Source organism: Ruegeria sp. 6PALISEP08, from assembly GCF_001238295.1.
GTDB lineage: Bacteria > Pseudomonadota > Alphaproteobacteria > Rhodobacterales > Rhodobacteraceae > Ruegeria.
The window spans coordinates 407,961-421,833 of sequence record NZ_LGXZ01000002.1 but is presented as its reverse complement, the minus strand read 5'-3'; the positions used below and the strand labels follow the sequence as shown (position 1 = coordinate 421,833).

The following is a 13,873-nucleotide window of genomic DNA, read 5'->3' as shown; positions in this document are numbered from 1 at the left end:
CGTAGCGTCATTCTACATTTTACCCACTGTCACAGCTAAGCCCTCGCTTGCGCGGGCTTAGTTTTACTTTCATCTTGGAGGCGAACAACAAGCCCGCGCAAATGCGGGAGAAAATAACGGGAGGAACCACATGGCCTTTGTGGGATTGGAAGACAAAACGCGCATGGAACAGGAAATGCCGTGGGAGGATCGGGATCTGCCCGTCACCTTCCATCAACTCTTGTCGCGCACGGCAGAGAAGTTTCCCAACCACAATGCCATCAGTTTTCAACTGCTTTCGGGACCAACCGACAAAGCCGAGACTCTGACCTGGTCGCAATTGCAGGGCAAGGTAAACCAGGCGGCGAACCTGTTCCGGTCGCTGGGCATTGGCGAAAAGGATGTGGTGGCCTATGTGCTGCCTAACTGTAACGAGACGCTGGTTACGATGATGGGCGGCGCGGTTGCAGGGATCGTCAACCCGATTAACCCGCTGCTTGAGCCGGAACAGATCGCGGCCATCCTGCGTGAGACCGGCGCCAAGGTGGTAGTGACGCTGAAATCTTTCCCAAAGACGGATGTCGCCCAGAAGGTTGAAGAGGCTGTTCGCCACGCGCCCAAGGTCAACACCATTCTGGAAATCGACCTGAACCGCTATCTGACACCGCCCAAATCCTGGTTGGTGCCTTTCCTGCGCCCCAAGATGGGTGACAAGGAAAAACTGGCTCATGCGAATTACAAGAACTTTAACAAAGAGCTGACCAAGCAGCCGACGACGCTGACATTCGAAGACAGTAAGGAAGACCGCGTTGCGTGTTACTTCCACACCGGCGGCACGACGGGCATGCCAAAAGTGGCGCAGCACAAGTATTCCGGCCTCGTCTACAACGGCTGGCTGGGTCATACGCTGTTGTTTGACGAAAATGACGTCATCATGTGCCCGCTGCCCATGTTCCATGTCTTTGCGGTACATGTGATTATGATGGCGGCGGTGTCCTCGGGCGCGCATGTGATCTTCCCGACACCGGCCGGGTATCGTGGCGACGGCGTTTTCGACAATTTCTGGAAGCTGATCGAACGCTGGAAAGTGACATTTATCATAACTGTTCCTACGGCGATTTCAGCCAAGATGCAGCGTCCGGTCGATGCTGATATCTCCAGCGTGAAAACGGCCTTCTCGGGCTCCGCCCCGCTGCCGGTCGAACTGTTCCGTCGCTTTGAAGAAGCCACGGGCGTCACCATCGTTGAAGGCTATGGCCTGACCGAGGCCACCTGTCTTGTGTCGTGCAATCCCGTGGACGGTGAGAAAAAGATCGGCTCAATCGGCATTCCGTTCCCATATACGGACGTGAAAATTCTTCAGGGTGGGCCGGATGGACCGGTCGAATGCGGCACCGATCAAATCGGTGAAATCTGCATCTCGAACCCGGGCGTCTATGCCGGCAATACTTACACCGAGGCTGACAAGAACGTAGATCTTTATTACTTTGAAAAGTACCTGCGCACAGGTGATCTGGGGCGGTTCGACGAAGACGGATACCTTTGGATCACGGGTCGTGCCAAGGACCTGATCATTCGGGGCGGCCACAACATCGACCCGGCCGAGATCGAAGAGGCACTGCTGGGCCACGAGGCTGTCGCTTTTGCCGGGGCCATTGGCCAGCCCGACGCGCATTCTGGCGAAGTGCCCTGTGCGTTCGTTGAACTGGTCGACGGGGCCTCGGTCACGGAAAAAGAGCTGATGGAGTACTGCAAAGTTCATGTGCATGAGCGCGCGGCGCAGCCCAAGCATATGACCATTCTGGACGAGTTGCCAAAAACTGCGGTGGGCAAAGTCTTTAAACCCGATCTGCGCAAGCAGGCCATCACGCGCATCTACAACGGAGCACTTGAGTCTGCGGATGTTGCAGCGCGGGTGGTCTCGGTGATCGACGATAAAAAACGCGGCCTTGTCGCGCAGCTTGACGCGAACGGATCTTCGGAAGACGATGTCTCAAAAGTGCTGGGTGCTTATACCCAGCCGTGGGAGTGGTCTGAGTAAGCCGGAGGGACAATGGACTATGAACGCCTGATTGATGAGGAAACCTGGGCGTTCATACGTCGCACGGCTGAAAGCTATCCTGATGATGCGGTTGATCTTTCAATCGAGGATCAACGCCGCGTCTACGACACCATGTGTCAGGATTTCCGCCAACCGCGCCCCAAGGGAGTGGAAACACAGGACAAGACCGCTGATGGTGTTCCGGTCCGTATCTATAGCGCCGGTCAACCCACACGCACTGTCGTCTACTTTCATGGCGGCGGGTTTGTTGTGGGCGGGCTGGACAGCCATGATGACGTTTGCGCTGAACTGTGCGCGCAGACCGGCTACCGAGTGGTGGCGGTTGACTACAGGCTGTGCCCCGAACACGTGCATCCGGCGCAATTTCAGGATTGTTGGGCGGCTGTGAATTGGGCCGCGGCTGAGTTTGGAGACCCGCTTGTTTTGGCCGGGGACAGTGCCGGAGGGAACCTGGCCGCCGCCGTTGCACATCAAACGCGGGGACGGCTTGAGGGCATTCTGGGGCAAGTGCTGATCTATCCCGGGCTTGGAGGGGACCGTAGCCAAGGCTCGTATCTTGAACACGCCCACGCCCCTTTGCTGACGCTGGACGATATCACTTTCTATGAAACTGTTCGGTGTTCAGGCGACCACCCGCAGGGTGATCCGACCTATGCCCCTTTGCAGGACAGTGATTTCTCTGACCTTCCGCCAACCGTGGTTATCACCGCTGATTGCGATCCGTTGCGCGATGACGGGCAGGTCTATTGCGGACGCGTTATCGCGGCGGGCGGCCAGGCGCACTGGATCAACGAGCCTGGCCTTGTACACGGCTACCTGCGCGCCCGGACCTCGGTCAAACGCGCAGCAGAAAGCTTCGAACGTATTTCGGTTGCCATCGAGGCACTGGGGCAGGGGATCTGGTCCTACGATTAAGCCATTTGCAGCCACGAAGGTGGGCGCATCCTACCGCAAGAACACTTCACCCTTCATTGTCTCGGCAACAGGTGCGCCCATGCGCTTCAGAATCGTTGGGGCCAGTTGCAGCTGGTCGATTATGGTGTCTGCATCCGGCCCTTCGGCGTCACCAAAGTAGTACAGTGCTGTTTCCTGTTGCAGCGGGCCGCGCCCACCGTGATGGCCGCGTTCGTCCTGACCGTGATCGGCAGTTACGATGACCTCATATCCCAGTTGACGCCAGCGGGTAATGAAAGGGGCAAGCATCTCGTCCGCGACAAAACAGGCGTGGTCCATCTCTTCGCAGTCATGGTAGAAGCGGTGGCCCATGCTGTCCAATGTACAGGTGTGCAGAATGCCGTAGTCCAGACCGAAGCGCAGGCACAGATTGGTAAGTGTACCATACAGGTCGACATCAGACGGCGTCATCTGATTGTCTTTGCCATAGCCGGTCATGCTGTAAAAACGACCATGGTTGATGGTCATGCTCTCTGGTTCATCGTATTCGATGTCGCGCACGTAGTCGAACGGGTGGCGGTTGAAGAACTGCGACCAGTAGCTGTGGGTAACGGCCCCGGTCACGCCACCGGCCTCTCGCATCTGGCTAAATACGTCCTTGTGGCTCAGTCGGAAAACATTGCCGTTGCCGGTGCAACCGTGCTCCTGAGGTGTCACACCAGTGTGGATCGATGCATAACAACTAGCCGATATCGACGGCAGCACTGCGCGCAGCTTCCAAACGCGTGCCTCGCCGCTGTCGACCCAGCCTTCGAGATTACCGAACAGGCGGCGAAAGTTGCGATAGGGGACGCCGTCCAGAATGATGAGGAGAAGCTTACGGTCCATGTCGAGGCCCTTCGAGAGTCATTGTTTTCAGGCGACCCTATGAGATTCGCAATCCACGGGCTGCCACTTTGCGCCTCCAATAGCAAAATCCCGACGCCTGTCATCAGATAAAGCGCCGGGATTTCAAATCTTCATGGGAGTGTCACGAACCGTGTTAGTTTCCGGCGCTTTCCATCTTGCGATGGGCGACAACTTCTTCCAGCCAACCCAGATGCATTTCGGGCACCGAACTGAGCAGAAGGTCGGTATAGTCGTCAAACGGCGGGCTCAGCACCTGGCTCTTTGAGCCATAGCGCGCCACGCGCCCCTGATACATTACCGCAATGCTGTCGCTGATCGCACGGACCGTCGCCAGATCGTGGGTGATGAACAGATAGGCCACGTCCTCGATCTTTTGCAGGTCCAGCAACAGCTTGAGGATACCGTCCGCCACCAATGGGTCCAGCGCCGAGGTCACCTCGTCACAGATGATCATCTTGGGCTTGGCCGCCAGTGACCGCGCGATACAGACACGCTGTTTCTGACCTCCGGACAGTTCCGCAGGATAGCGGTCGATGAACTTTTCACCCAACTCGATCTCATCCAACAGTTCGATGATCCGCTTTCGCTTCTCGGCACCGCGCATGTTGAAGTAGAACTCCAGCGGACGGCCGATGATCGTGCCAACGGTCTGACGCGGGTTCATGGCCACGTCTGCCATCTGATAGATCATCTGCAACTCGCGCAGATCCTCGCGGGTGCGGCCCTTGAGGTCTGGCGAGAGCTTGCGCCCGGCAAAGGTGATCTCACCATCACGCGGTGGCAGCAGACCTGTGATCACACGTGCTAGTGTGGATTTGCCCGAGCCGGACTCACCCACAACTGCCAGCGTCTGCCCCGGATGAAGCTCAACGTTGACATTGTGCAGCACGTCGAAGTTCAGCCCTTTGTAGCGCGCGGTGATACCGTCGACGCTGAGCACCGGTTCCGATGTGGGCTGTTTTTCTTCGTGCTCGATTGAGCGGACCGAGACAAGCGCCTGCGTATACTCTTCCTGCGGGTTGTTGATGATCTGATCGGTACTGCCATACTCGACCGTATCGCCCATCCGCAAAACCATGATTTCGTCGCTGACCTGAGCAACGACGGCCAGGTCGTGCGTGATGTACAATGCGGCAACGCCGGTGTCGCGAATGGCATCCTTGATTGCCATCAGAACGTCTATCTGCGTGGTCACGTCCAGCGCCGTGGTCGGTTCGTCAAATACCACCAGATCAGGTTCGGGACACAGCGCCAGCGCGGTCATGCAGCGCTGCAGCTGACCGCCTGAAACCTGATGCGGATAGCGATTGCCGATATTGTCAGGATCGGGCAGGCCCAGCTTGGCGAACAATTCGCGCGCGCGGCCTTCGGCCTCTTTGCGCGAAAACTTCTTGTGCTCGACCGCAGCCTCGACAACCTGATCCATGATCTTCTTGGCGGGGTTGAACGACGCCGCGGCGGACTGGGAGACATACGCAACCTCACCACCGCGCAGATTGCGGATATCACCATGCGATGACTTCAGGATGTCGCGTCCGTTGACCCAAACCTCGCCTCCGGTAATTTCGACGCCACCACGGCCATAGGCCATCGAGGCGAGGCCGATGGTGGATTTGCCGGCACCTGATTCACCGATCAGCCCCAGGACCTTGCCGCGCTCGAGGTCAAAGCTGATCCCGTGCACGATTTCGATATCCTGAGGTTTCTCGCCCGGTGGATAGACGGTCGCACCGATCTTGAGGTCGCGGACCTTGAGAAGGGTATCACTCATCCCCGGCCTCCTTTCAGTGATGTGGTTCGGTTCAGGACCCAGTCAGCCACAAGGTTGACCGAGATTGCCAGTGTCGCGATGGCCACAGCGGGGTACAGAGCAGCGCCAATGCCATAGACGATGCCGTCCTTGTTTTCTTTCACGATGCCACCCCAGTCGGCCAAAGGCGGTTGAACGCCGAGCCCGAGGAAGGACAGGGTTGAGATAAACAGCACCATGAAGATGAACCGCAGGCCAAACTCGGCCACCAATGGCGACAATGCGTTCGGCAGGATTTCCCGGAAGATGATCCAAGCCCGTCCCTCACCGCGCAGTTTTGCTGCTTCGACGTAGTCCATCACGTTGATGTCGACGGCAACAGATCGCGAAAGGCGATAGGGGCGCGTCGCATCCAAAAGGCCCATGACAAGGATCAGGATCGGAACAGTTACCGGAACGATGGCCAGAATGACCAGCGCCAGGATCAGTGTAGGGATCGACATGACAAGGTCGACTGCCCGGCTCAGCACTTGATCTGCCCAACCGCCCAGAACGGCAGCCAGCAGGCCCAGCGAGGTACCGGTCAGAAAGCTGAGCAGAGTCGCCGCAGCAGCAATGAAGATTGTCGTGCGCCCGCCATAGATCATGCGGGTCAGCAGGTCGCGACCGATGTTATCCGTGCCCAACAGGTGTTTGGCACTGGCCGGTTCCCATACATCGCCGACCACTTCTGCCATCCCGTAAGGCGCGATCAACGGGGCTGCGATAGCCACAAAGAAATAGGCGCCCGTGAATATAAGGCCAATCAGAGCCGAAATAGGAATATTTTTCATTTCGGATGCCTCAGTCTTGGGTTGGCAAGGATCGAGACGACGTCCGCAACCATGTTCAGGCCGATGTAAACAGCGGCAAACACCACGCCGCAGGCCAGAACGACGGGCACGTCACGCTTGGTCACCGCATCCACAAGGTATTGCCCCATGCCGGGATAGACGAACACAACTTCGACCACGACGACTCCAACGACCAGATAGGCCAGGTTCAACATGACGACGTTCACGATAGGTGAGATTGCGTTGGGAAAGGCATGCCGTGCGATAACCTGAAACATGCTCAGGCCCTTAAGCTCGGCTGTCTCGATATACGCTGATTGCATCAGGTTCAGAATCGCGGCACGTGTCATGCGCATCATTTGCGCAAGGACCACCAGCGTCAGAACGAAAGCGGGCAGGGCGATTGCATTCAGTTTTTGCCAGAAAGACATCGAGTCGTTGATCATCGCAAGTGATGAAAACCATCCCAGCTTGACCGAGATAAAATAGATCACGACGTAGCCGATCAGAAACTCGGGGATCGATACTGTTGTCAGCGTGATGGCAGAAATGAGCTTATCCGGCCACCGATTGCGGTACCGGACGGCCAGCAGCCCCAGAAAAATCGCAAGAGGAACGGATACGATCGCCGCAACACAGGCCAGGAACAACGTGTTACCTAAACGTTTTCCAATGCTCTCGGAAATATCTAACTTGTTGGTCAGCGATTGGCCAAGATCGCCCTGAACAATGCCACCCAGCCATTCAAAATAGCGGGTCAGGGCCGGGCGATTCAGGCCCATTTCTTCTCGGAGGTTTGCAAGCGCTTCAGGAGTGGCGGACTGCCCCAGGACGGCTTGCGCGGCGTCTCCGGGAAGGGCTTCGGTCAGGCCAAAAATCAAGGCCGAAGCGCCGAACAGCAATAGAATTCCCAGCGCGAGGCGCTGGGAAACCAATTTGATGATGGGATGCATTATCCGTGGCCCGTCTTAGACGAACCACATCTTGCGGGACATGTTGCCGTTCATCATCTCTTGCGTCGGGTCAGATTCCCAGCCGTCCAGCTGGTTGCTGATGCCCTCGACAAAGTCGTTGAACATCGGGCAGATCAGGCCGCCTTCGTCGCGGACCATCCGACCCATCTGGCTATAAATGCCCTTGCGTTTTTCAACGTCCAACTCGGCCTTCGCCGCGAACAACATGTCGTCGAATGCCTGAACCTTGAACCGTGTATCGTTCCAGTCGGCGGTCGACAGATATGCGGTCGAGTACATTTGATCCTGAACTGGACGGCCACCCCAGTACGAGGCACAGAATGGCTGAACATTCCAGACTTCCGACCAGTAACCATCATTGGGTTCGCGTTTGATTTCCAACGGAATTCCGGCCTGCGCGGCAGTCTGTTGGAACAGAGCAGCGGCGTCCACGGCTCCCGGGAAGGCGCCATCTGCGACACGCAGAATAATCGGCGAACCGTCATGACCGGACTTCTTGTAGTGCTCAGCCGCCTTTTCAATGCTGAACTCTCGCTGTTCGATTGTCTCATCAAACAGGGGGTAGGCCGCGTTAATCGGCATGTCATTCCCGACAGAGCCGTAGCCGCGCAGAACCTTGTCCACCAGTTCCTCGCGGTTGATGGCGTATTTCAACGCGGTACGCAGTTCGTTGTTGTCGAACGGCGCGGTATCGCAGTGCATGATAAAGACATAATGCCCACGGCCAGCGGTTGAGTGAACCGTCAGGTTTGGTGCACGACCCAACAGGTCGGCAACTTTGGGTTCAACGCGGTTAACTGCGTGGACCTGACCAGATTGGAGAGCCGCGGTGCGCGCCGTTGCGTCGTTGATTACAACAACCTCAACACTGTCAAAGTTACCGAAATCACTGTTCCAGTGGTTTTCGTTCTTAGTGAACAGGTGACGGACGCCGGGTTCGTCCACTTCCAGTTTGTAAGGACCTGTACCAATACCCGCCCCCGGATTGTCCATTCCACCATCGGGCTGAATGATCAGGTGGTAGTCGGCCATCAGGTATGGCAAGTCAGCGTTTGGCTCTGTCAAAGTGACCTGAAAGTTGTCACCATCAGCTTTCATCGACTCGATGCCCTTCATGATGCCAAGGGCACCGGATTTAGAGTCTTCATTCGAGTGGCGCTGCATTGTTTTCAGCACGTCTTCGCTGGTCATTGTCTTGCCGTTGTGGAACTCGACGCCTTGACGCAGCTTGAACGTCCACACCTTTGCGTCCGCGCTTCCCTCAACGCTTTCGGCCAGACGCGGCTCGATCGTGCCGTCAGGCGCAACTTCCACCAGTTGGTCACCGAACTGTTTGCCGTTCTGGAACGGAACCGAACTTGCATAGGTCGCCGGGTCCAGAGAGTTGGTGGACTCGCCGCCCTGAAGACCAAATTTCAGATCGCCGCCTTTTTTGGGGCCAGCCGCACGTGCAGCATCTGCAAACATTGTGCTGGCCATAGCTGCCGATACACCCAGAGCTGCGGCTTTCCCCATGAACTCGCGGCGGGTCATTTTCCCCGTCGTAACTTGACCAGCCATGTGAGTGAGTTGATCGTTCATTCAGAATTCTCCCTATCGTTTAGTACTGCCCTGTTTGGGCATTTTTTATTGACGCGATAGTCAATGTTGGCCGATTTCAGCCCAACGGGCAAGCGCTAATCTAAGACAATGATATGGACGGGTACCGAAGATTCGGTTGTTCATCCCGATCATCTGAAGTGACGCAAGCCAGCTACAACATGCTTATTTGAGACAGTGTCAATGCTTTCCAGATTGCAGGTTTGCGAAATGCGTCAAATCATCCTCGGATTGCGACAACCAAGTCCATCACGTTCGTGCTAGTAGGGCCAGTGGTCAACAATGCATTCACATTGTCCAAAAACGTCCCACTGTCCGCGTTGTCGAGGTAGGATTGCGCCGTTTCGCTCCAGGTTTTACCGGATATGATTCCTCCTGCCGCATTTGTCAGGCCATCTGTTCCATCTGTTCCGCCAACAACAACAGCAAGATTGGGCTGCCCAGAGATCTCTTTTGCCAGCGCAAGCGCCAGTGCCTGATTCCGCCCTCCACGACCCGGTTGATCCGGTAGAACCACGGTTGGTTCACCACCAAAGATCATCACGCCGTTGTCCATGCCGCGCAGAATCGGCCCCAGTTTCCCGGCGACCTGCAAATAGTCGTCGTGCAGGGCTTCGTCATTGGCCAAAACAGCAAGGCCCGCCGAGACCGCAACGTTGGCGGCCGCATTCCGGGCATGGGCGTTTGAAGCCACGATCTGCGTGGTGGCAGTAAAGCTGTAGCTGTTCGGCAAAGCGCCGATGCCCGAGCCAATGACATTCAGATCATCCCCCGGCACGTCCGAAATTGCCAGTACGGTGGCGCGTGCGCCCTTGAAATGAGATAGCAAACCGCCACCCTTGATACGCGACATCTTGCGCCGCTCGTCGTTCATGGCGCGGATGTCCAAGCCTTCGGCCAGCAGCTTACGGTTCAGCGCCTCAAGATCGCGCAGAGAAGTGCCGGGCAAAAGATCCTCGGCCAATGAGGACGCCCCGCCCGAGACCAGCAGAAGCACATGTGATCCGGGCTGCATCCGCTCCATTGCCAATCGCAGCTCTTGCCCGCCAGCAAGGCTGCGGTTGTCCGGCACCGGGTGCGAGGCTTCGATGACGTCGACCGCTTCCGGCAGGTCGCGGCCATGATCGTCTTTGGTGACAACAAGTGCGGGGACCGGTCCAAATTGTGCCAGCGCCGCACGTGCCATGGCGGCAGCGGGTTTGCCAACCGCGAGAATCTGGTCCGGCTTGGGAACATCAGACAGAGCGGCTTTGGTGGCGGCAAATCCGTCAACCGCATCGACCCCTGCCTGCCAAAGTTCTGCAGCGCGCTTGGCTGTATCCATCAGTTCTCAATCCAGATCGTGACCGGGCCGTCATTTACAAGTTCAACCGCCATGTCAGCCCCAAATTGCCCAGTTTCCACTGCAACACCTTGTGCGGCAAGATGCGTTGCAAATTCCTTGTACAGGTGCTCGCCCTGATCCGGCGGTGCTGCGGTTGAAAACCCTGGCCGGTTGCCGCTTGTTGTATCAGCAGCCAAGGTGAATTGGCTGATCACCAGCGCTGATCCGCCAATATCCAGCAGAGAGCGATTCATTTTACCTGCATCATCCTTGAAGACACGCAGTTTCGCGGCTTTCTCTGCAAGCTTTCTGGCCTGTATGTCGTCATCGCCATGCATGGCGCAAACAAGAATCAAAAGGCCCGGTCCCGACGATCCTATGACTGTGTCATCAACCGAAACTGTGGCGTGTGACACTCTTTGCAACACTGCGCGCACGTGGTTCCTCCCTTAACGCGATAGGACTGCCCTTGCCTCCGTTTACCCGCGCCATTCCACAAAGTCACTCGGTGCGGCGCGATCCGTGCGAAAGTTATTTGCAGGATGACTTGGATCTGCATAGCCAAATGAAATCGCGCATAGGATCAGGCGGTCTTCAGGGATTTGAAAATACCGGTGCAGAAAGGGGCTGTACGTGGCCAACGCGGCTTGGGGGATGGTCGCTACGCCCAAGGCCTGCGCGGCCAGAGTGAAGGCTGTGATAAAACCACCGCAATCCATTGCGCCATAGGGGCCAAGCTCTGCCGGGCTTGAGAGGATGGCACAATGCGGCGCGCCAAACAGGGCAAAGTTCTGCATCATTTGCTGCGCTGACCCGACGCGGTCCCCTCGTTCCACCCCAACAGCTTCGTAAAGCGCCCAGCCACAGGCCCGGCGGCGGTCTTGGTACACGCCAGAATAGGATGTTGGAAACGGAAGATCCGGTGCCGGAGCACCGCTGACAGCCTCGTTTTGCATCGCTTCACGGAAAGCATCTGTTTCGTCTGCGCTGGTGATCACCAACTGCCAAGGTTGCGCATTGCACCAGCTTGGCACCCTCGACGCGCTTGCCACGATCTGTTCAATCTGCGCGCGCGGAACTGGATCCGGCAAAAACGCTCTGCAGGAATGGCGATCTTTCAGTAGGGAATTCAACTCAGCAAACGACACGACAGGCCCACCCCATTGTTTTTCGAGCTGAACATGACCGTGCTTTGGCGGATGCACAAGCTTGTATGCAGGTCCGCCTATTGCCCGGTGGCCGCCAGATACCCGACACCTGCTGCCACCAGTAAACCCAAAACGACGGCGATGGTTATCTTGATGGCTGACCACGGGCGTTCACCCTGAACCCGCCCGGTTCGGCCATTGACCACAAACCGATAGGTCTGGCCGCGGTATTTGTAAGCGGCCATCCAAACCGGCAACAGGATATGCTTGAACGTGACATCGCGTACGTCTGTATCGACCGCATGGATGCGCTGCCGATCCCCGCCGATGTCAAAACGAACATCCCGCTCGATCACGCGCGCCATATGGGTACGGGCTTCGACGTAGCCGTCCCTGAGTTCAACGGTATATGCCTCAGCCCGGAAACCGGCCAGGTATTCGGGTTGATACGGTTCGAGCGCGGGCAGGTCCCAGGGTTCCAGCGCGTCGGTATATTTTTTGGGGAGCGATCGGGACGCCAGCACAAGCACGTCGTCAAAAAATCGCTCGACGCGCCCGGACTTGGACGTCCAGCGTACCTTTGGCACCTGTTGCTGAACCCGTTTGCCGTCTCGCATCACGGTGCGGGTTTCGTAATAGATAATGCCGCGTTCGCCGCGATAAGTGGATTTGGTGTCGGCATCGAAGGTCCAGTAGGGCACGTAAATACCCTGCATCCTGCGCCCCTTGCGGGCATACTCTTTCAACCCGTTAGGTGCGAACCACAGTCGTCCCAGCCAATCTCCCATCGCCTTATGGGCCGAGCGTTCGTCGAACGCAAAAGGCAGAACACCTTTTGGCTTGATATGCCGATTGATTCCGGTGTCGGTCACGACCGGCGTGGCACAGAACGGGCATTCGGCGGCGTGTGTATTCGGGTCAAACTCCACCTGCGCGGCGCAGTTTGGGCAGGACAGAACACGGGTTTCTTCGATCTCGCTGTCCGGCAGGCGATCCGCGATGGCCGCGTCAAAGTCCAGCTCTCGCAGACTGGCACCGCCCCAAGGCCCGGCACCGATCGGTCTGGAATGCCCGCAATGATCGCATGTCAAAGTGCCGTCACCCGGGTTGAACCGGTAATCCGCGCCGCACTGGTCGCAGGGAAAGCGGTGTTCGGCAAGGTCAGGGGCGGTGACTTGTGTCATGAGTTACCCAGTGGTCACGATGATTATGAAGGAAGACCGCGTTTTGTTAAGCTCCGGGCGGCGGTGGCGGCAAGATGGTGAACAGCTGCGCCAGTTCCCGCACGTCACCTGCCTTTTTCCATCCGTCCTGCCCTGCAGTCCAGACATAGGTGTCCCGGGTAAGCTCGCCTTCGCTGGCCATCCGCCCCATCTTGGCTTTGGAAAACGGCCCGCTGGTCTGCCCATCCACAGCGATATGCCAAACATGCTCAACTGGGGGAGGGGGCGGCGGTGCCGCATGTGCTGCCGGTTGCGGGGCAGCGGGGGCAGGCGATCCCCACGGGCCGCTTGGTTGCGCCGCTGCCATGTTCGACATTTGCTGCGCCATCGCCATGCCCATGCCCATGCCAAGACCTGCACCCATGCCACCACCTTGTCCGGGGTTGTTTGCCGCAGCGGTCATTGCTTCGGCGGCGGAATACTGCGTGAACTTGCCCAGATCGCCAGCCAACCCCATTGAGGTCCGCTTATCCAGCGCCGCCTCGACCGCAGGCGGCAGCGAGATGTTCTCGATATAAAATTCCGGCATCTCCAGCCCATAGCTGTCCAGAACAGGTGTCACCTCGGCTGCGATCAGCTTGCCCAGATCGGCGGTGTTTGCGGCCATGTCCAGCACCGGAATGCCCGAGCTGGAAATGACGCGGCTGAACTCCTGCACGATGATGTTGCGCACCTGAAAGCTGATTTCATCCATGGTGAACTCGCCGTCTGTTCCGACGATCTCGACCAGAAACTTCGCGGGGTCTTTCACACGTACCGTGTAGGTGCCATAGGCCCGGATGCGGGTTGGCCCAAATTCCGGATCGCGCAGCATGATCGGGTTCTTTGTGCCCCATTTCAGGTCGTTGAACCGGGTCGTGTTGACGAAATAGATCTCAGATTTGAACGGAGACTGAAAGCCGTGATCCCAATGCTGCAGCGTCGTCAGGATCGGCATGTTGTTGGTCTCAAGCATGTAGAGACCCGGCGTGAACACATCGGCCAGTTGCCCTTCGTGTACAAACACCGCTGCCTGACCTTCGCGCACGGTCAGCTTGGCACCGTACTTGATTTCGTGGCCTTCGCGTTCAAAACGCCAGACCATCGTGTCACGAGTGTCGTCCACCCAGTGAATGACATCAATGAATTCTCCGGTCAGAAAATCGAAAATTCCCATTTGGGTTCTCCTGTCCTTGGGG

12 protein-coding genes are annotated in these 13,873 nt (G+C 57.3%); 2 read left to right on the top strand and 10 right to left on the bottom strand.

Going from position 1 to position 13,873, the window contains the following annotated elements:
• The first annotated feature begins 130 nt into the window (after positions 1-130).
• Positions 131-2,020 carry an acyl-CoA synthetase gene (locus ALB80_RS05220; RefSeq protein ID WP_050602950.1) on the top strand — a complete coding sequence of 630 codons (1,890 nt, stop codon included), beginning with the start codon at positions 131-133 and terminating at the stop codon, positions 2,018-2,020.
• A 12-nt stretch (positions 2,021-2,032) separates the two neighbouring features.
• Complete coding sequence (locus ALB80_RS05215) at positions 2,033-2,956, top strand: alpha/beta hydrolase (protein WP_050602949.1); 924 nt, start codon at positions 2,033-2,035, stop codon at positions 2,954-2,956.
• A 30-nt stretch (positions 2,957-2,986) separates the two neighbouring features.
• Here ALB80_RS05215 and ALB80_RS05210 read toward each other — a convergent pair whose 3' ends face one another.
• The 10 genes from ALB80_RS05210 to ALB80_RS05165 all read right to left on the bottom strand — a co-directional run bounded on the left by ALB80_RS05210 (position 2,987) and on the right by ALB80_RS05165 (position 13,851).
• Positions 2,987-3,823, bottom strand: a complete 837-nt coding sequence (locus ALB80_RS05210; protein WP_050602948.1) for an alkaline phosphatase family protein — start codon at positions 3,821-3,823, stop codon at positions 2,987-2,989.
• 154 nt (positions 3,824-3,977) lie between these two features.
• A complete protein-coding gene (locus ALB80_RS05205; RefSeq protein ID WP_050602947.1) occupies positions 3,978-5,615 on the bottom strand; it encodes an ABC transporter ATP-binding protein in 1,638 nt (545 codons plus the stop codon).
• The gene (locus tag ALB80_RS05200; RefSeq protein ID WP_050602946.1) at positions 5,612-6,427 is read right to left on the bottom strand and encodes an ABC transporter permease; all 816 of its coding nucleotides are present in this window, start codon (positions 6,425-6,427) and stop codon (positions 5,612-5,614) included. Before ALB80_RS05200 ends, ALB80_RS05205 begins: the two co-directional genes overlap by 4 nt.
• Positions 6,424-7,380, bottom strand: coding sequence for an ABC transporter permease (locus ALB80_RS05195; protein WP_050602945.1), 957 nt, complete (start codon positions 7,378-7,380; stop codon positions 6,424-6,426). The genes ALB80_RS05200 and ALB80_RS05195 overlap by 4 nt, the downstream gene beginning before the upstream one ends.
• A gap of 15 nt (positions 7,381-7,395) precedes the next feature.
• Positions 7,396-8,982, bottom strand: a complete 1,587-nt coding sequence (locus tag ALB80_RS05190; RefSeq protein WP_050602944.1) for an ABC transporter substrate-binding protein — start codon at positions 8,980-8,982, stop codon at positions 7,396-7,398.
• Positions 8,983-9,220: 238 nt separating this feature from the next.
• The gene (locus ALB80_RS05185; RefSeq protein ID WP_050602943.1) at positions 9,221-10,324 is read right to left on the bottom strand and encodes a DUF4147 domain-containing protein; all 1,104 of its coding nucleotides are present in this window, start codon (positions 10,322-10,324) and stop codon (positions 9,221-9,223) included.
• Complete coding sequence (dtd, locus tag ALB80_RS05180; protein WP_050602942.1) at positions 10,324-10,761, bottom strand: D-aminoacyl-tRNA deacylase; 438 nt, start codon at positions 10,759-10,761, stop codon at positions 10,324-10,326. Before dtd ends, ALB80_RS05185 begins: the two co-directional genes overlap by 1 nt.
• A gap of 42 nt (positions 10,762-10,803) precedes the next feature.
• A complete protein-coding gene (locus ALB80_RS05175; RefSeq protein WP_050603038.1) occupies positions 10,804-11,472 on the bottom strand; it encodes a nitroreductase in 669 nt (222 codons plus the stop codon).
• 77 nt (positions 11,473-11,549) lie between these two features.
• A complete protein-coding gene (locus ALB80_RS05170; protein WP_050602941.1) occupies positions 11,550-12,656 on the bottom strand; it encodes a TFIIB-type zinc finger domain-containing protein in 1,107 nt (368 codons plus the stop codon).
• A 46-nt stretch (positions 12,657-12,702) separates the two neighbouring features.
• Positions 12,703-13,851, bottom strand: coding sequence for an SPFH domain-containing protein (locus ALB80_RS05165; protein ID WP_050602940.1), 1,149 nt, complete (start codon positions 13,849-13,851; stop codon positions 12,703-12,705).
• Positions 13,852-13,873: the final 22 nt, after the last annotated feature.

Excerpts from the sequence above, each read along its gene's own strand:
- ALB80_RS05220 (WP_050602950.1), top strand. The coding sequence starts at position 131 with ATGGCCTTTGTGGGATTGGAAGACAAAACGCGCATGGAACAGGAAATG.
- ALB80_RS05215 (WP_050602949.1), top strand. The coding sequence starts at position 2,033 with ATGGACTATGAACGCCTGATTGATGAGGAAACCTGGGCGTTCATACGT.
- ALB80_RS05210 (WP_050602948.1), bottom strand. The coding sequence starts at position 3,823 with ATGGACCGTAAGCTTCTCCTCATCATTCTGGACGGCGTCCCCTATCGC.
- ALB80_RS05205 (WP_050602947.1), bottom strand. The coding sequence starts at position 5,615 with ATGAGTGATACCCTTCTCAAGGTCCGCGACCTCAAGATCGGTGCGACC.
- ALB80_RS05200 (WP_050602946.1), bottom strand. The coding sequence starts at position 6,427 with ATGAAAAATATTCCTATTTCGGCTCTGATTGGCCTTATATTCACGGGC.
- ALB80_RS05195 (WP_050602945.1), bottom strand. The coding sequence starts at position 7,380 with ATGCATCCCATCATCAAATTGGTTTCCCAGCGCCTCGCGCTGGGAATT.
- ALB80_RS05190 (WP_050602944.1), bottom strand. The coding sequence starts at position 8,982 with ATGAACGATCAACTCACTCACATGGCTGGTCAAGTTACGACGGGGAAA.
- ALB80_RS05185 (WP_050602943.1), bottom strand. The coding sequence starts at position 10,324 with ATGGATACAGCCAAGCGCGCTGCAGAACTTTGGCAGGCAGGGGTCGAT.
- ALB80_RS05170 (WP_050602941.1), bottom strand. The coding sequence starts at position 12,656 with ATGACACAAGTCACCGCCCCTGACCTTGCCGAACACCGCTTTCCCTGC.
- ALB80_RS05165 (WP_050602940.1), bottom strand. The coding sequence starts at position 13,851 with ATGGGAATTTTCGATTTTCTGACCGGAGAATTCATTGATGTCATTCAC.